The sequence below is a fragment of the Achromobacter agilis genome, assembly GCF_900496965.1.
Classification (GTDB): domain Bacteria; phylum Pseudomonadota; class Gammaproteobacteria; order Burkholderiales; family Burkholderiaceae_B; genus Achromobacter; species Achromobacter agilis.
On the sequence record NZ_UFQB01000031.1, the window covers coordinates 23,793 to 39,170 of the forward strand.

Annotated in this window: 16 protein-coding genes and 2 tRNA genes; 13 read left to right on the forward strand and 5 right to left on the reverse strand. The window is 65.9% G+C overall.

Features of this window, described 5'->3' with window-relative positions; genetic code table 11:
- Position 1: 1 nt before the first annotated feature.
- Positions 2-1,030 carry a helix-turn-helix transcriptional regulator gene (locus AGI3411_RS26520; RefSeq protein ID WP_129530305.1) on the reverse strand — a complete coding sequence of 343 codons (1,029 nt, stop codon included), beginning with the start codon at positions 1,028-1,030 and terminating at the stop codon, positions 2-4.
- 146 nt (positions 1,031-1,176) lie between these two features.
- Between AGI3411_RS26520 and AGI3411_RS26525 the strand changes: the two genes are divergently transcribed.
- Positions 1,177-1,938 (forward strand): aldolase, encoded by a 762-nt coding sequence (locus AGI3411_RS26525; protein ID WP_129530306.1) that lies wholly within the window; start codon positions 1,177-1,179, stop codon positions 1,936-1,938.
- Positions 1,939-2,013: 75 nt separating this feature from the next.
- On the opposite strand, the gene mscL is transcribed toward AGI3411_RS26525, so the two are convergent.
- A complete protein-coding gene (gene mscL / locus AGI3411_RS26530) occupies positions 2,014-2,460 on the reverse strand; it encodes a large conductance mechanosensitive channel protein MscL (RefSeq protein WP_129530307.1) in 447 nt (148 codons plus the stop codon).
- Positions 2,461-2,600: 140 nt separating this feature from the next.
- Here mscL and petA point away from each other — a divergent pair, with 140 nt between their 5' ends.
- The 6 genes from petA to AGI3411_RS26560 all read left to right on the forward strand — a co-directional run bounded on the left by petA (position 2,601) and on the right by AGI3411_RS26560 (position 6,944).
- Entirely contained in the window at positions 2,601-3,242 is a 642-nt protein-coding gene (petA, locus tag AGI3411_RS26535; protein WP_129530308.1) for a ubiquinol-cytochrome c reductase iron-sulfur subunit, read from the forward strand.
- A gap of 70 nt (positions 3,243-3,312) precedes the next feature.
- Positions 3,313-4,701, forward strand: coding sequence for a cytochrome b (locus AGI3411_RS26540; RefSeq protein ID WP_129530309.1), 1,389 nt, complete (start codon positions 3,313-3,315; stop codon positions 4,699-4,701).
- Positions 4,702-4,724: 23 nt separating this feature from the next.
- The gene (locus AGI3411_RS26545) at positions 4,725-5,576 is read left to right on the forward strand and encodes a cytochrome c1 (RefSeq protein WP_129530310.1); all 852 of its coding nucleotides are present in this window, start codon (positions 4,725-4,727) and stop codon (positions 5,574-5,576) included.
- A 153-nt stretch (positions 5,577-5,729) separates the two neighbouring features.
- Positions 5,730-6,341 carry a glutathione S-transferase N-terminal domain-containing protein gene (locus tag AGI3411_RS26550; RefSeq protein WP_006388039.1) on the forward strand — a complete coding sequence of 204 codons (612 nt, stop codon included), beginning with the start codon at positions 5,730-5,732 and terminating at the stop codon, positions 6,339-6,341.
- A gap of 12 nt (positions 6,342-6,353) precedes the next feature.
- The gene (locus AGI3411_RS26555; RefSeq protein ID WP_129530311.1) at positions 6,354-6,803 is read left to right on the forward strand and encodes a ClpXP protease specificity-enhancing factor; all 450 of its coding nucleotides are present in this window, start codon (positions 6,354-6,356) and stop codon (positions 6,801-6,803) included.
- 65 nt (positions 6,804-6,868) lie between these two features.
- Positions 6,869-6,944: transfer RNA gene (locus AGI3411_RS26560), tRNA-Thr, on the forward strand.
- A gap of 58 nt (positions 6,945-7,002) precedes the next feature.
- Here the strand turns inward: AGI3411_RS26560 and AGI3411_RS26565 are convergent.
- Positions 7,003-7,968 carry a Bug family tripartite tricarboxylate transporter substrate binding protein gene (locus tag AGI3411_RS26565; RefSeq protein ID WP_129530312.1) on the reverse strand — a complete coding sequence of 322 codons (966 nt, stop codon included), beginning with the start codon at positions 7,966-7,968 and terminating at the stop codon, positions 7,003-7,005.
- A gap of 30 nt (positions 7,969-7,998) precedes the next feature.
- Positions 7,999-9,420, reverse strand: coding sequence for an amidase (locus AGI3411_RS26570; protein WP_129530313.1), 1,422 nt, complete (start codon positions 9,418-9,420; stop codon positions 7,999-8,001).
- Positions 9,421-9,567: 147 nt separating this feature from the next.
- On the opposite strand from AGI3411_RS26570, the gene AGI3411_RS26575 reads away from it, so the two are divergent.
- The 5 genes from AGI3411_RS26575 to AGI3411_RS26595 all read left to right on the forward strand — a co-directional run bounded on the left by AGI3411_RS26575 (position 9,568) and on the right by AGI3411_RS26595 (position 13,361).
- A complete protein-coding gene (locus AGI3411_RS26575; protein ID WP_129530314.1) occupies positions 9,568-10,386 on the forward strand; it encodes an IclR family transcriptional regulator in 819 nt (272 codons plus the stop codon).
- A 68-nt stretch (positions 10,387-10,454) separates the two neighbouring features.
- Positions 10,455-10,530: transfer RNA gene (locus AGI3411_RS26580), tRNA-Asn, on the forward strand.
- 126 nt (positions 10,531-10,656) lie between these two features.
- Positions 10,657-11,571, forward strand: coding sequence for a transcriptional regulator GcvA (gene gcvA / locus AGI3411_RS26585; RefSeq protein WP_129530315.1), 915 nt, complete (start codon positions 10,657-10,659; stop codon positions 11,569-11,571).
- A 96-nt stretch (positions 11,572-11,667) separates the two neighbouring features.
- Positions 11,668-12,141: a RidA family protein gene (locus AGI3411_RS26590; RefSeq protein ID WP_129530316.1), complete on the forward strand. Its 474-nt coding sequence runs from the start codon at positions 11,668-11,670 to the stop codon at positions 12,139-12,141.
- Between the two features lie 23 nt (positions 12,142-12,164).
- Positions 12,165-13,361, forward strand: coding sequence for an aminotransferase class V-fold PLP-dependent enzyme (locus AGI3411_RS26595; protein ID WP_129530317.1), 1,197 nt, complete (start codon positions 12,165-12,167; stop codon positions 13,359-13,361).
- Here the strand turns inward: AGI3411_RS26595 and AGI3411_RS26600 are convergent.
- Positions 13,358-14,254 carry a DMT family transporter gene (locus tag AGI3411_RS26600; protein ID WP_129530318.1) on the reverse strand — a complete coding sequence of 299 codons (897 nt, stop codon included), beginning with the start codon at positions 14,252-14,254 and terminating at the stop codon, positions 13,358-13,360. The genes AGI3411_RS26595 and AGI3411_RS26600 overlap by 4 nt on opposite strands.
- Positions 14,255-14,419: 165 nt before the next feature.
- On the opposite strand from AGI3411_RS26600, the gene AGI3411_RS26605 reads away from it, so the two are divergent.
- On the forward strand, positions 14,420-15,310 hold the full coding sequence (locus AGI3411_RS26605) for an AraC family transcriptional regulator (RefSeq protein WP_129530319.1): 891 nt from the start codon (positions 14,420-14,422) through the stop codon (positions 15,308-15,310).
- Positions 15,311-15,378: the final 68 nt, after the last annotated feature.

Genomic DNA, 15,378 nt, shown 5'->3' on the forward strand with positions numbered 1-15,378 from the left:
CCTACGCGGGGCCGCCGCCGGTTCGGGCGGCCTTGCGGTACAGGGCGGGCGGCATCCCGAAGCGCTCATGGAAGCGGCGAATGAAATGGCTCGTGTGCTGGAAACCGCAAGAGACGGCGATTTCCTTGACCTCGACGTGCCACCGCCTCGGATCCTCCAGCGCTTCCTTGGCCAGCTGCAGGCGGCGTTCGCGCACGTAGCGGGTGTATTGCAGCGCGCGCGCCTTGAAAAGCCGGTGCACCCAGCGAGGGGAAACGCGCAGAACGTCCGCCACGGCCTGGACCGAAAGCTCCGGATCGGTGATGTGGGCCTCAATGTAGCTGGCCAGTATCTGCCAGTTATCCGCCGGCACCCGCGCGACGCTGGGAATCTTCTCGAGCGCCTGACTGGTGTAGATCGAGGCGAGCAGGGCAAGCAGCGCCTGCTCCGCAAACAACGACGACGTAGGGTTGGATTCCGCCTTGTCGAAGAACACGTGATGCAAGCAACGGTGGGCGGTCTGCACCATCGGCAGGCTCGCCACCGCGCGTTGCGCGGTGAACTGCGACATCGCAAGGCTGTGCGCGCCCAACAGGCGCGACAGCGGCCCCTTGACCACCACCAGGCGTGAATCGGTAAGCATGTGGATCTCGGAGGGCAGCGCGGTCGTGCGAAAGATGATGTCGCCGGGCTCCAGCAGCAGCGTGGCCTCGTTCTGCACGATGACGCCGTGCCCCGCAATCACGAAGCTCGCCAGGAACTCGGCGTGCTGCAGATCGGCGGCGTGCTCCGCGCGGTGATTCACGCAAATCGGCGTGGCCTCCAGGCTCACCACCAGCCCGCCCGCGCGCAGCCGGCAGGCCTGCAGCTGCAACCTCGGCTGCTCTGTCAGCGCCCGGAATTCCCCCGGCAGGATCAGCTTGTCCAGCTCACGCTGGTACCCGGAAATCTCCTGCGCATAGAAGGGACGGAACTGGGGCGCGAAATTGAGATCCACCTCGGACAAGGCGGGCCGGGCTGCTTGGTTCATCGTCTGGCTGGCACGTTGCATGGCTCGGCTCACTCTATCAGCCCGGCCGGCGGCGGCCGCGCGGCGCCCGGGTTCCTGTCGCATTGAGTCAACCCGCATTCGTGATCGGTCAATTGCGGCAAGCGCAGGCGGGCGTGTAATGGAGCCATTATCCCCAAGGAGACCCCATGCTAGACAAACAAGCCCATTCCGACGCCTTTTTTGCGCGCTCCGCGAACAAGCTCGACTTCGGGAGCTGGGGCGAGAAGGAAAAGGTGGCTTTGAGCTGCCGCATTCTCGCTAGCGAAGGCCATTCGGAAACCCTGGCGGGCCAGATCACCGTACGCAACGCCGACGGCACGTTTCTCACGACGCCGATGGCCCATGCGTTCGACGAAATAGCGCCCGGCTCCGTCATCCGCATCAATGAAGACATGGAAGTGCTCGAGGGCCCGGGCACGCCCAACCCTGCCGTGCGCTTCCATTTCTGGGTGTACCGCCACCGCCCCGACGTGCAGTGCATCATCCACACGCACCCGCCCTATGTGTCCACCCTGTCGATGACGGGCAAGCCGCTGGTCGTTGCGCACATGGACGCGACCCCGTTCCACAACGACTGTGCGCATTTGAAGGAATGGCCCGGCCTTCCTATCGCCGACCAGGAAGGTGAAATCATCTCGGGGGCACTGGGCGACAAGCGGTGCATCCTGCTGGCGAACCACGGATTCCTGGCCGCCGGGGCTTCGGTGGAGGAGGCGCTGTACCTGTCGGTGCTCATGGAGCGCGCGGCCCGCAATCAGCTGCTGGCCGCCGCGGCATACGGGGAAGTGACGCCTGTCGATAATGAGCTGGCCGCGGAATCCCATGATTTTCTGCTCAAGCCGAGCATCGTCCGCGCCAGTTTTGCCATGTTTGCGCGCCGCGTGGAGCGGCAAATGGCTGCCGGGTAGGCACCCGGGCCCTGCCAATCCGGGATCAAACCGGCCCACGGCGGGCGCGGCCGGCTCGATCCCGCGTGTTTCTGGTTACTTTTTGAGCAGATCGCGGATTTCGCGCAACAGCGCGACGTCCTCGGGCGTCGCGGCGGGCGCGGCCGGCGCTTCCTCGGCCTTGGTACGGGCCTTGTAGATGGCCTTGACCATCCAGAAGATCACGAAGGCCAGCAACACGAAGTTGATGATGATCGTGACGAAGTTCCCCCACGCGAAGACATTGGCCCCCGCTTTGGTGAGTTCGGCGTAGGTCATCGGCCCGCTATAGCCGTCCGGCATCGACAGAACCAGGAACTTGTTGGAAAAATCGACCGAACCGCCAAGCACGAAATTGACCAGCGGCATGACGATGTCCTTGACCAGCGAATCAACGATTCTGCCGAACGCCGCGCCGATAATGACACCGACCGCCAGGTCCACCGCGTTGCCTTTTACAGCGAAATCTCGAAATTCTTTGACGAAACCAGTCGCTTTGCTCATAAAAGCACTCCCTTCGTGATACGCCCCCCAATGGGCTGGCGCTATAATACGCGGTTGCTATGTTGTTACATATTCCCGCGAAGCCGATGCCGCAGAAGTGATGCTACTCGTAGAGCGGGCGCATCAACAAGGATAGGAAGATGAGTCAGGATACGCTGGTGCATGATGATGACGGTGCGGTTGATCCCAATCTGCCGCCCGATCCTTCGCGACGTTTCTGGGTAACCACCGCCTGTGCTGTGGGTGGCGTAGCAGGTGTCGCAACGGCAATACCGTTAGTGAGCACGTTTTCCCCCTCCGAAAAGGCCCGCGCGGCCGGGGCGCCCGTAGAAGTGGAAATCGGCGATATTCCCGTCGGTTCCATGAAAACGGTCGAATGGCGCGGCAAACCGGTATGGATCATCCACCGGTCTCCCGAACAGCTCGCCGGCCTCAAGACCCAGGATCCCCTGCTGGCCGATCCTGACTCCAAGCGGCCGGGATTCACCCCCGCATACGCCGAAAACGAAGGCCGGTCGCGCAAGCCCGAGATCTTCGTCTGCGTCGGCATCTGTACCCATCTGGGCTGCTCGCCCACCGCCCACTTCGAAACGGGTGGCGGCGGCGGCATGGGCTCCAACTGGCAAGGCGGATTCCTCTGCCCCTGCCACGGCTCCACGTTCGACCTGGCTGGCCGGGTCTACAAGAACAAGCCCGCTCCCGACAACCTCGAAGTCCCGCCGTACCAATATCTCAGCGACACCCGCATCATCGTGGGCGTCGATGAAGACAACAAGGCCTGACGCTCGCGTCGCGCTTTTTTCATTACGTAAGTAAATCCGCATTACGCCACGTGAGAGAAGGAGCCGTTACATGGCTGGCGAGAAAACCGTCGAGACGACAGGCCTGTTGGGCTGGCTGGACCGGCGCTTCCCGGTGACCTCCACCTGGAAAGCCCATCTGTCCGAGTACTACGCACCGAAGAATTTCAACTTCTGGTATTTCTTTGGCTCACTGGCCCTGTTGGTGCTGGTGCTGCAGATCGTGACCGGCATTTTCCTGGTCATGCACTACAAGCCGGATGCCGAACGCGCGTTCCAATCCGTCGAATACATCATGCGCGAAGTCCCCTGGGGCTGGCTGGTGCGCTACATGCACTCCACCGGCGCGTCGATGTTCTTTGTCGTCGTATACCTGCACATGCTGCGCGGGCTGCTCTACGGTTCCTACCGCAAGCCGCGCGAACTCGTGTGGATCTTCGGCGTCGCGATCTTCCTCTGTCTGATGGCGGAAGCCTTCTTCGGCTACCTGCTGCCCTGGGGCCAGATGTCCTACTGGGGCGCGCAGGTGATCGTGAACCTGTTCGCGGCCATCCCGTTCATCGGCCCTGAGCTGTCGATCTGGATCCGCGGCGACTACGTCGTATCGGACGCCACGCTGAACCGCTTCTTCGCCTTCCACGTCATCGCCATTCCGCTGGTGCTGGTCGGTCTCGTCGCCGCCCATCTGGTGGCGCTGCACGAAGTCGGCTCGAACAACCCCGACGGCATCGAGATCAAGCAGGGCCCGAAGGACAAGTACGGACGCCCGAAAGACGGCATTCCGTTCCACCCGTTCTACTCGGTGCATGACCTGATGGGCGTGGCAGGCTTCCTGCTGGTGTTCGCGTTCATCGTGTTCTTCGCGCCGGAAATGGGCGGCTACTTCCTCGAGTTCAATAACTTCATCCCTGCCGACTCGCTGAAGACGCCTCCGCACATCGCTCCGGTGTGGTACTTCACGCCGTTCTACTCGATGCTGCGCGCCACCACCGACGAGTTCACCTGGGTGCTGGCGGGCGCCGCCGTGCTGGGCGCCATCGCGCTGCTCATCAAGAGCAACCTGAAGGGCTTCATGCGCGTCGCCATCCCCGGCATCCTGATCGTCGTGGCCGTGCTGCTGCGCGCCATCGACGCCAAGTTCTGGGGTGTGGTCGCCATGGGCGGCACCGTGGTCATCCTGTTCTTCCTGCCGTGGCTGGACCATTCCCCGGTCAAGTCGATCCGCTACCGCCCGACGTGGCACAAGTGGATCTACGGCATCTTCATGGTCAACTTCCTGGTGCTCGGCTACATCGGTACGCAGCCGCCCAGTCCGCCGTTGAACATCACGTCGCAAATCGGCACGCTGCTGTACCTGGCATTCTTCTTCCTGATGCCGGTCTGGAGCCGCCTTGGCACCTTCAAGAAAGTGCCCGAGCGCGTTACGTTCCACGCCCACTGAGCCCACCAGATAACGGATTAACCATGATCAAGAAGCTGATTGGTGCCGTGGCCTTGTTGCTTGCGTGCACCTCCACTTTCGCCGCTGAAGGCGGCTTCCCGCTGGACAAGGCCCCGTACCGCGTCAACGACATGTCGTCGCTGCAGAACGGAGCCAAGCTGTTCGTCAACTACTGCCTGAACTGCCATAGCGCGTCCTCGATGCGCTACAACAAGCTCAAGGACATCGGGCTGACCGACCAGCAAATCAAGGAAAGCCTGCTGTTCACCGGCGAAAAGGTCGGCGACATGATGAATGTCGCCATGACCCCGAAGGACGCCAAGCAGTGGTTTGGCACGACGCCCCCGGACCTGTCCGTGATCGCCCGCGCCAAGTCCGTGAACGCCGGCCCCTCGGGTTCCGACTACATCTACACCTACCTGCGCACCTTCTACCGCGACACGTCGCGCGCCACGGGCTGGAACAACCTGGTCTTCCCGGCCGTCGGCATGCCTCATGCCCTCTGGGAACGCCAGGGTCCGCGCGAGCTCACGACCGTCGCCATGCACGAGGTGGAAGGCGCGGAAGGCGCGCCCAAAACCTGGGAACGCGTCACCACGGTGTACGATGCACAAGGTTTTTCCACGGTCAAAGCCGAACCGGTAGCCAACTACCACGGCCATGCCACCTTCGATGCCAAATTCAAGGCCGCCACCCCGGCCCAAGTCGCAACATACGACAACGACATCGCCGATCTGACCGCGTTCATGTCCTGGATGGCCGAGCCCGTCCAGACGTTCCGCGTTCGCCTCGGTGTCGGCGTCATGTTGTTCCTGCTGTTGTTCTTCCTGGTTACTTGGCGCCTGAATGCCTCGTACTGGAAACACGTGCGCTAACCGCAACGCCCCGCCAGGTTTTTCGCCGTCCCCGGTTGTAAATGGGGACGGGATCGGCGGATAGGGCCGTACGCCTATCCCGCCTGGCAATTGGGGCCAGCGCCTGCTAGATTAAGGCGCTGGCCTTTCGTTTTTAATAAAGGACTTACCGCCATGATGGTGCTCTATTCCGGAACCACGTGTCCGTTTTCGCAACGCTGCCGTTTCGTGTTGTTCGAAAAAGGCATGGATTTCGAGATCCGCGACATCGACCTGTACAACAAGCCCGAAGACATCTCGGTGATGAACCCGTACGGTCAAGTGCCCATTCTGGTCGAACGCGACCTGGTCCTGTACGAGTCGAACATCATCAACGAGTACATCGACGAGCGCTTCCCGCACCCGCAGCTCATGCCCGCCGACCCGGTCATGCGCGCCCGCACCCGCCTGTTCCTCTACAACTTCGAGAAGGAACTGTTCGTTCACGTCTCGACGCTTGAAGACCGCAGCGCCAAGCCCGACGAAAAGAAGCTGGCCAACGCGCGCCAGAACATCCGCGATCGCCTGGCCCAGCTGGCTCCCATGCTGCTGAAGAACAAGTACATGCTGGGCGAGGAATTTTCCATGCTGGACGTGGCCGTGGCCCCGCTGCTGTGGCGCCTGGATCACTACGGCATCGAACTGCCCAAGAACGCGGCTCCGCTGCAGAAGTACGCCGAACGCATCTTCTCGCGTCCGGCCTATATCGAAGCGCTGACGCCTTCGGAAAAAGTGATGCGTCGTTAAGGCTGTTCCGCAATGGGTGAAACTTCGACCAAACCGTATCTGATCCGCGCGCTGCATGAATGGTGCACCGATAACGGCTACACGCCGTACATCACCGTGCAGGTCGACGAGCACACCATGGTGCCCGTCGCCCATGTGCGCGACGGGCAGATCACACTGAACGTCGGCACGCTGGCCACCAACCGCCTGGTGCTGGGCAATGAATTCATCGAATTCCAGGCCCGCTTCAGCGGCGTGACCGAAAACGTCTATGTTCCCGTGGGCGCCGTCAGCGCCATCTACGCGCGTGAAACCGGCGCGGGCATGGGCTTCGAAGTGCAGCCCTACGAACCGCCGGCCGCCGGCGCCCAGGGCACGGCGGCCACCGCCGCGCCCGAAGGCTCCGACGCCGCCGCCACCCCCGGCGACGACGGCGGAGACGACGACGAACCCAAGCGCCCGCGCCTGACCATCGTTAAATAGTGCCTGCGGCGTGGGGGCTCGTTTTTCATTACAATGCAGTCCCTGCGCGTACCCCGGTACGCATCGCCGGTGTAGCTCAGTTGGTAGAGCAGCTCACTTGTAATGAGAAGGTCGAGGGTTCGATTCCTTTCACCGGCACCAAGAAACGCATGAAAAAACCGGCTCCCTGAGCCGGTTTTTTTGCGTCCCCGTACTTTATTCAGTCTGGCTTGATACCCGCAGCCTTGATGATCGCGACGTTGCGCTCCAGTTCGGTTTCCACCTTGCGGCGGAAGGTGGCTGCATCGCCGAACGTGGGCTCGAATCCCAGCTGCTCGAGCTTGGCGCGCGTATCCGGTTCGCCCAGCATCGCCTCGATTTCCTTGGACAGGCGGGCCACGACGGGGGCCGGCGTGCCTTTGGGCAAAGTGATGCCAAACCAGGTATCGAAGTCGTAACCGGCGACGCCGCTCTCCGCGACGGTGGGCACGTCGGGCAGTAGCGAGGAGCGCTTGCTACCGGTCAGGGCGATGGCGCGGACCTTGCCGGCCTTGACCTGGGGCAGGCCCGCAACCAACGTATCGATCGTCAGCGGAATCTGATTGCCCAGCAAGTCCGACATGGCGGGAGCGCTGCCACGGTAGGGCACATGCAGCAGCTTGGCGCCGGTGCGCTGCGCCAGCGATTCGCCGGCGATGTGGGGCGTGGAACCCGCGCCGTAGGAACCGAAGCTCAGCGGCTTGGCGGCGGATTTGCCGACGATATCGGCCACCGAGCCTATGCCGGTCTCGTTGTTGGTCAGGATCAGGAACGAGGTGCTGGCGGCAAGCGCCGCGAACTCAAAGCTCTTGATCGGATCGTAGTTCAGGTTCGGGTACAGCAGCGGGTTCAGTGTGAACGTAGGGCCGGCGGTGAGCAGGAACGTATAGCCGTCCGGCGCAGCGCGCGCGACGGCGGTGGCGCCGATGCTGGTGTTGGCGCCTGGCTTGTTTTCGACCACGACCGTCTGACCCAGGCGCTCGCCCAGCTTGACGGCAAACAGGCGGCCGATCACGTCCGTGGATCCGCCGGGCGGAAACGGAACGACCATCGTGATCGGCTTGGTCGGATAGTCCTGCGCCGGCGCCAGCGCCGGCGCGGCGGCCAGGACGCACAGGATCGCGGCCTTGGCGATGTGCTTGCTCATGCGGAATTCCCCTTGTGTGGTCTGTGGTGATCAGTTGGGCAGCGCCGGAGCGCGGCGCCAGTATTGCGTGGCTTGTTCGAAGGCATGGGCCAGTTGCAGCAGCGCGTGCTCCTGCCGGTAGCGGCCCACGATCTGGATGCCCACGGGCAGGCCCTCGGCGGTGAAGCCGCAGGGCACGGAAATCGCGGGATGGCCGGTCAGGGACAGGTAATAGCCCGAACGCATCCAGTCGATGTAGTTCTGCATGGCCGCGTCGCCAATCCGGCTCACCGTCTCTTGTTCCACCGGGAACGGCAGCACTTGGCTGACCGGGCCGATCATGAATTCGTATGTCTGCATGAAGGCATGCATGCGCGCGAACAGCGCCGCGCGATCCCGCTCCGCCTGCACGACGGCCGCCGCGGCTTGCTGCAGGCCCAGCTCGACGTTCCAGATCACCGTGTCTTTCAACAGGTGCCGGTTCTCGCGCAGCGCCGCCTCGTAGCCCACCGCGAAGGTTTGCCCGCGCAAGGCCTGGAACGCGGCGTCCGCGCCGGCGAAATCGGGGCAGGCGAGCTCCACGTGCGCCCCCAGGTCCGCGAACACCGGCAACCGCAACGCCAGCGCCTGCTCCACCGCGGGCTCGGTGGGCAAGCCGCCCCACGTCGGCGCGTAGGCAATCCGGACGCCATGGAAATCACGCTCCAGGCTGTCCAGGAAGCGGGCGGGATCCTGCTCGATGGCCAGCGGGTCGCGCGCATCGGATCCGGCCGTGGCGGCCAGCAGCAGCGCCACGTCGGCCACCGTGCGCGCCATAGGACCGGCGACGGTCAGTGTGTTGTAGGGGCTGGCAGTCGGCCATTGCGGCACCCGGCCGGGCGAGGGCCGCAAGCCCACCACGTTGCAGAACGACGCGGGATTGCGCAGCGAACCGCCCATGTCGGTGCCATCGGCCAGCGGCGCCATGCCGGTAGCCAGCGCGGCGGCCGCGCCGCCGCTGCTGCCGCCCGCGGTCAAGCGCAGGTCATAGGGGTTGCGGGTAGCGCCGAACACCTTGTTGAAGGTCTGCGAACCGGCGCCGAATTCCGGCAGATTGGTCTTGCCCAGCGTGATGGCCCCGGCGGCGCGCTCGCGGCTGACGATCAGGCTGTCGCGCTCCGGCACGAAATCGCGGTACAGGGGCGAACCGTAAGTGGTGCGCATGCCTGCCGTCAGGAACGAATCCTTGTGGACGATGGGCAGCCCGTGCAGCAGCCCCAGCGCGTGTCCGCCCGCCTGGCGTTCGTCGGCCTGGGCCGCGGCGGCCATTGCGCCCTCGGCGTCCAGCGTTACCACCGCGTTCACGTGCGGGTTCCAGGCGTCGATGCGCGCCAGATGCGCGGACACCACCTCGCGAGCGCTCAGGCGTCCGGCGGCGATTTCCCCGCGCAACGCAACGGCGGACATCTCGCACAGGGTCGATTCGATAGTCATGTTTTGCCTAAATCGTATTGCTATGCAATACAAAGTATTGAATAATCAACTTTATAGTGGGTATTCCACATCCGAACAATTCGGGGAAACTAGCGTCCGTGGCCTGCCGGCCGTGTCGGCGCGCTTCCCGGCACTCGAGGAAACGCCATGGCGACGCGCCCGTTATCCGCTTCCGAAGCCGCCTCGGCGGCCCTGCCGTCCGCCGCTGAAACGGACGACCCGCTCTTTGTCGCGTCGCTGGAAAAGGGCGTGCGGGTGCTGGAGGCATTCCGCGACGCCAGCGACTCGCTGGGCCTGACCGACATCGCCACGCTGACCGGCCTGGGCAAGAGCGCCGCCCAGCGCTTCGTGCATACCTGGGAGCGGCTGGGCTATCTGATCAAGGACACGTCTTCGCGCCGCTACCGCCTGGGCCCGCGCGTGGTGGAGCTGGGCTACTTTTTCCTGCGCAATGACCGGTTGGTATCCATGGCCGCGCCGCATCTGGTGGCGCTGCGCGATCGTTGCGGGCTGGCGGTGCACATGAGCGTGCTGGCGGGCGCCGACATGGTCTATCTGCTGCGCCTGCCCAGCCGCCAGATGACGCTGGCGGAGATGCTGCCCGGCCGCCGCATGCCCGCGTGGTGCAACAGCGCGGGGCGCATGTTGCTCTCGCAGCTGGACGACAAGGCGCTGCAAGCGGCGCTCGATCGTTCGCCACCGCGCGCGTTCACGCCGCGCACCGTAGTGCAACCCGACGCGCTGCGGGCGGTGATCGGCCAGGCACGTGAAGACGGCTATGCCACGACCGAAGACCAGGTCCTGCAGAACCAGGTCGGCGCGGCCGTGCTGCTGCGCGATGTCCGCGATCTGCCGCTGGCGGCCATCAGCGTCAGCGCGCCGCGCCACGATTACCCCGTCGAACGGCTGCTGAGCGACATCGTGCCGCAGCTGTTTCGCACGGCGCAGGCCATCCAGCACGCCTGAATGGCCCCAGCCGGGGGCCGTTTTGCATTCCTTCCGTTTTTTGTGCATAATTCGGGCCCTCTACCTGTTCCCCGATAGCTCAGTCGGTAGAGCGACGGACTGTTAATCCGCAGGTCGCTGGTTCGAGCCCAGCTCGGGGAGCCAAAGAATGCAGTACTGAAAGGCCCGCAATCCGTTGCGGGCCTTTTGCATTGTGCGCCGGCCCGTTTGCCTTGCCCGCCGTCCGGCGTACGATGATGCGCATTTCCTCACCCCGATTCCGCCTGCCCCATGCGTTCCGCGCGATCCCTGCCTGCCCTGGTTTCCCTGCGCGCCTTTGAAGCCGCCGCGCGGCGCCTGAGCTTCTCCCAGGCAGCGCAGGAGCTGTTCGTCACACAAAGCGCCGTCAGCCACCACATCCAGCGCCTGGAAGCGGCGCTGGGCGTAGCGCTATTCGAACGCCGGACCCGCGCGGTAGCCCTGACGGCGGCCGGCCAGGCCTACTACGAACGGGTGCACGCGGCATTCGAATTGCTGCGCCAGGGCACCGACGAGATCCGCGCGCCCGCGGCGGCGCGCAGCAAGCTGCGGGTCGGGCTGCTGGCCTCATTCGCCACGCGCTGGCTAGCGCCGCGCCTGGCGGGATTCGCCGCCGCCCATCCGGACATCGACCTGCAACTGCTGCCCGACATTGCGCTGGCCGACGTCGCGGGCGGCGAGGTCGACGTGGCGATCCGTTACGGACGCGGCGCCTGGCCCGGCGTGCGGGCGCGGCTGCTGATGGCAGAGCGCCTGTCCATCGTCTGCGCCCCCGAGCTCATCGCGGGAAAGAAGCGCCCGCGCAGCCCGGACGACCTGCTGCGCTATCCCCTGCTGACGTCCCACGCCAGGCACCCGTTCGAATGGGACGCCTGGGCGCAACGCCACGGCCTGGACCTCGGCCGCGTGCGGCCCGTGCGCCTGCACGACTACAACATCGTGGTGGAAGCCGCGTTGGCGGGGCAGGGACTGGCCATGGGACGGCACCGCCTGATCGGCGCCCAACTGGCCAGCGGCGCGCTGGTCGAAGCGCTGCCCGGCACCACGCTGGAAGCCCCCCGCATCGGCTGGTGGTTCGTCAGGCCGCGCGGCGCGCTCAGCGACGCCGCGGAACGCTTCCACGCCTGGCTGCAGCAGGCCGCCGCGGCGCCGGACGAAACACATTAGTTTTACTCATGTGTACTGTGCAAGAATTGATTGGTCACGGCGCGCCGCGGCCGATAGCATGAGGACTGCCCTTTCGATCCCACTCAGGAGTCCCTCATGACCCGCACGATCTCCGGCCGCGTGGCCGAACTTGGCCTTGCCCTGGAAGCCGCCGCCGCACCCGCCGCCAACTATGTCTCCTGCGTGCAGGAAGGCAATCTGCTCTACATTTCCGGCCAGATCTCCCGCAAGGACGGCAAGGCGGCCTATCTGGGACGGCTGGGCGACCAGATCTCCGATGTCGACGGCGTGGAAGCCGCGCGCCTGTCCGCGCTGGGTATCCTGTCGCAGATCGCCGCGGCGACCGGCGACCGTCTGGACCGCGTGGCGCGCGTCGTCCGGCTGGGCGTGTTCGTGGCCAGCACGCCGGACTTCAACCGCCAGAGCGCCGTCGCCAACGGCGCCTCCGACCTGATGGTGGACGTGTTCGGCGACGCGGGCCGCCACGCGCGCAGCGCCGTCGGCGTGGCGGCCCTGCCCCAGGGCGTTGCCGTGGAAGTCGAAGCCGTCGTCGCGCTCAGGCAGGCCTGACCGGCGCCCCCCCTGGAACCGCCATGTCCGCCCCCCTGACCCCCGATGCCATCAAGGCGCTGCGCGGCCTGACCCCGGGCACGCAAAGCACCGTCCATTTCAATCATGCGGGCGCGTCGCTGCCGTCGGCTGCCACGCTGCAGGCGATCCATGCGCACCTGCAGCGCGAAGCCGCGCTGGGGCCGATGGAGGCCGGCGTGGCCTCGCGGGAACAAACAGAAAGGGCCCGCCTGCTCGCGGCCCGGCTGCTCAATGCCCAACCGGAAGAAATCGCGCTTACCGGCGGCAACTCGTCCGGCTGGGGCGCGGCCTTCGCCGCGCTGCCGGCCTGGCGCCCCGGCGACCGCATTCTGGTCGGCCGCCACGAATGGGGCGGCAACCTGGCGGCCATGCGGCTCGCGGCACAGCGCACCGGCGCCACGGTGGAAACCATTCCTTCGGACGAAAGCGGCTGCGTGGACGCGCAGGCGCTGGAAACCATGCTGGACGAACGGGTGCGCCTGATCGCGCTGACCTGGCTGCCCGCCAACGGGGGGCTGATCAATCCGGCAGCCGCCATCGGGCAGGTGGCGCGGCGGCACGGCATCGCATACTTCGTGGACGCGGCGCAAGCCGTCGGCCAGCTGCCGGTGGACGTGGCGCAGATCGGCTGCGACGTGCTCAGCGGAGCCGGGCGCAAAGCATTGCGCGGTCCACGCGGCACCGGCCTGCTGTACGTGCGGCGCAGCTTTCTCGACACGCTGACCCCCGCATTCGTGGACACGCATTCGGCGCCCCTGGGCGCCGACGGCCAGCCCATGCTCCGCCAGGACGCCGCACGCCTGGAATCCGCCGAGAACGCGCTCTCGCTGCGCTGTGGGCTCGCCAACGCTTTGCAGGAAGCCTTGGACATCGGCCTGGACGCCATCCGCGCCCGCATCGATGACGTCGCCCAGGCCTTGCGCGCCGAACTGGCGGCCATTCCCGGCCTCACCGTGCTGGACCAGGGGCGCGAGCGCTCCGGCCTGGTGGCCTTCAATCTGGCGGGCCGCGACGCCGTCTCGGTGCAGCGCGCCATGGCCGCGCAGGGCGTGACCATCGGCAGCAACGGCGTGCCCTACACCCCGCTCGACATGGAGGCCCGCAGCCTGACGCAGATCGCGCGGGCGTCGGTCAGCTACCTGACCAGCGACGCCGAAATCGAGCGGCTGCTGGCCGGACTGCGCGGCCTGGCCACCTAGGCGGCCTCGGCGCGACGCGCGAAGGGCGACCACTTCGTGAAGACGAGCAGGTTGCCCAGCATCACGAGGCCCAGGCCCAGCAGCGCCGGCGGCGTCCATTGATAGCCTTCGGCATACGACGACACGCTCAGGGCCACGACCGGAAACAGCACCGTGCAATACGCCGCGCGCGCCGGCCCCATGCGCCCGACCAGCGTCAGGTAGGCCGTGAAACCGACGACGGAGCCGAGGATGGCCAGGTAGAGCAGGGCGCCCACATAAGTGGCCGAGCCGTCGAACTCGAACGGCAGGCCCGCCGCCACGCAGCCGGCCAGCAGGATCGCCGCGCCATAGAGCATGCTGTAGGCGTTGCCGGTCAAGGGCCGGATGCCCGCGCGCTGCTGCAGCGACGACAGCATGTTCCCGGTGGAAAAGCAGAAGGTGCCCAGCAGCGCGAAACCCAGGCCAAGCAGCGTTTCATGGCTGGCTTCCTGGCTGGCCAGTTCCGGCCAGAACAGCAGCACCAGTCCGGCAAAGCCGAACGCGCCGGCCACCATCACGCGCGGCGCGATGCGCGTGCCGAACCAAAGGCGCGCGTTCAGCGCATTCCACAGGGTCGCCGCCGAAAACACCACCGACACCAGGCCGCTCGGTATCCACTGCGTCGCGGTGTAGAAGCACAGGAAATTCAGGCAGAACAGGCACAGCCCCTGGCCCACGCACAGCCAATGCCCGCGCCGGTCCAGCCGTTGCAGCTTGCGGGCCAGCAGCAGGGCCGCGAACAGGATGACGCCCGCCAGCGCGAAGCGGTAGAAGATCGACACCGGAATGGCGACCACGCCCAGCTGGAGCTTGATGGCGATCCAGGTGGTGCCCCAGATGATGACAGTGAGGAAATACAGGAAGAGGTTCACGGTGCGGCGCGCGGCAAGGCGGAAACAGGGACACGGGAATCGGCGGCAGGCGGCCGCCCAGGGCACCAGTGTGCGCCTGCCGGCGCATGGGCGATTGCCGTTTCTTGCGGTTTTTGCAAGCTCGCGCGCGCGGCGCGCGCAAGATCGCAGTAGCATTTCAATCCTATGGCTATCGTTGCTTCGGCCCCGGCCGATTTCTCCGTTTTCCGCACGCTGGCGCGCTCCACCGCGACGCTGCTGCGCGCAGCGCCGCTGGGCGAAGGCGTCGCGATCTCGCAATGGTCGCGCAGCGCCCACGAAACCCTGGGCTACGAAACGCCCGGCCACCATACGCTGTCGCTCTATCTGCGCGGCGGCGACAAGTCTTTCCGCGTGGGCCAGAACTCGCTGCACGGCGGCGCCGGCAAGTTCTGCGTCCTGCCGGCCGAACACCACTCGCGCTGGAGCATGAACGACACGGTGCATTTCCTGCACCTGTACATTGCGCCGGAGCGCCTGGCCCGCGAAGCCGTCATGCGGCTGGACTGCGAGCCGCGCACGCTGGAACTGCGCGACCGCACCTATATCCACGACGACTCGCTGATCGACGTCTGCCGGCAGCTGCTGGGCACCGACTGGGCGCAGCCCGCAGACCGCGTCGCGGCCAGCAGCGCCGCCGAGACCGTGCTGCATCACCTGCTGAACCAAGGCGTCGCGCGCAAGGCCGGCGCGCCCACGAAAGGCGGGCTTGCCCCCGGCGTGCGGCGGCGCATCATGGACTACGTGGACGCGCACCTGGCCGAACCGCTCACGCTGGACCGGCTGGCGGGCGTGGCCGCGCTGTCCACCTACCACTTCGCCCGCATGTTCCATACCTCTTTCGGCGAGCCGCCGCACGCGTGGGTCAGGGCCAGGCGCCTGGCGCACGCCCGCGGCCTGCTGGCGGCCGGCAAGGGCGACCTGGCCGGCATCGCCCAGGCCAGCGGCTTCGGCAATGCCAGCCACCTGGCCCGCGTCTTCCGCGACGCCGTCGGCGTCACGCCCGGCCAATACCGCAGCGCCCGCGGCGGGCACTGACGCCCCCTCGTCCGGCCCCGTTTCCGGACCTGCCCGGTCTACAATGGCCCACCGCCTTTAGGCCTCAC

Coding starts and splice junctions, on each gene's coding strand:
- AGI3411_RS26520 (WP_129530305.1), bottom strand. CDS start 1,030: ATGCAACGTGCCAGCCAGACGATGAACCAAGCAGCCCGGCCCGCCTTG.
- AGI3411_RS26525 (WP_129530306.1), top strand. CDS start 1,177: ATGCTAGACAAACAAGCCCATTCCGACGCCTTTTTTGCGCGCTCCGCG.
- mscL (WP_129530307.1), bottom strand. CDS start 2,460: ATGAGCAAAGCGACTGGTTTCGTCAAAGAATTTCGAGATTTCGCTGTA.
- petA (WP_129530308.1), top strand. CDS start 2,601: ATGAGTCAGGATACGCTGGTGCATGATGATGACGGTGCGGTTGATCCC.
- AGI3411_RS26540 (WP_129530309.1), top strand. CDS start 3,313: ATGGCTGGCGAGAAAACCGTCGAGACGACAGGCCTGTTGGGCTGGCTG.
- AGI3411_RS26545 (WP_129530310.1), top strand. CDS start 4,725: ATGATCAAGAAGCTGATTGGTGCCGTGGCCTTGTTGCTTGCGTGCACC.
- AGI3411_RS26550 (WP_006388039.1), top strand. CDS start 5,730: ATGATGGTGCTCTATTCCGGAACCACGTGTCCGTTTTCGCAACGCTGC.
- AGI3411_RS26555 (WP_129530311.1), top strand. CDS start 6,354: ATGGGTGAAACTTCGACCAAACCGTATCTGATCCGCGCGCTGCATGAA.
- AGI3411_RS26565 (WP_129530312.1), bottom strand. CDS start 7,968: ATGAGCAAGCACATCGCCAAGGCCGCGATCCTGTGCGTCCTGGCCGCC.
- AGI3411_RS26570 (WP_129530313.1), bottom strand. CDS start 9,420: ATGACTATCGAATCGACCCTGTGCGAGATGTCCGCCGTTGCGTTGCGC.
- AGI3411_RS26575 (WP_129530314.1), top strand. CDS start 9,568: ATGGCGACGCGCCCGTTATCCGCTTCCGAAGCCGCCTCGGCGGCCCTG.
- gcvA (WP_129530315.1), top strand. CDS start 10,657: ATGCGTTCCGCGCGATCCCTGCCTGCCCTGGTTTCCCTGCGCGCCTTT.
- AGI3411_RS26590 (WP_129530316.1), top strand. CDS start 11,668: ATGACCCGCACGATCTCCGGCCGCGTGGCCGAACTTGGCCTTGCCCTG.
- AGI3411_RS26595 (WP_129530317.1), top strand. CDS start 12,165: ATGTCCGCCCCCCTGACCCCCGATGCCATCAAGGCGCTGCGCGGCCTG.
- AGI3411_RS26605 (WP_129530319.1), top strand. CDS start 14,420: ATGGCTATCGTTGCTTCGGCCCCGGCCGATTTCTCCGTTTTCCGCACG.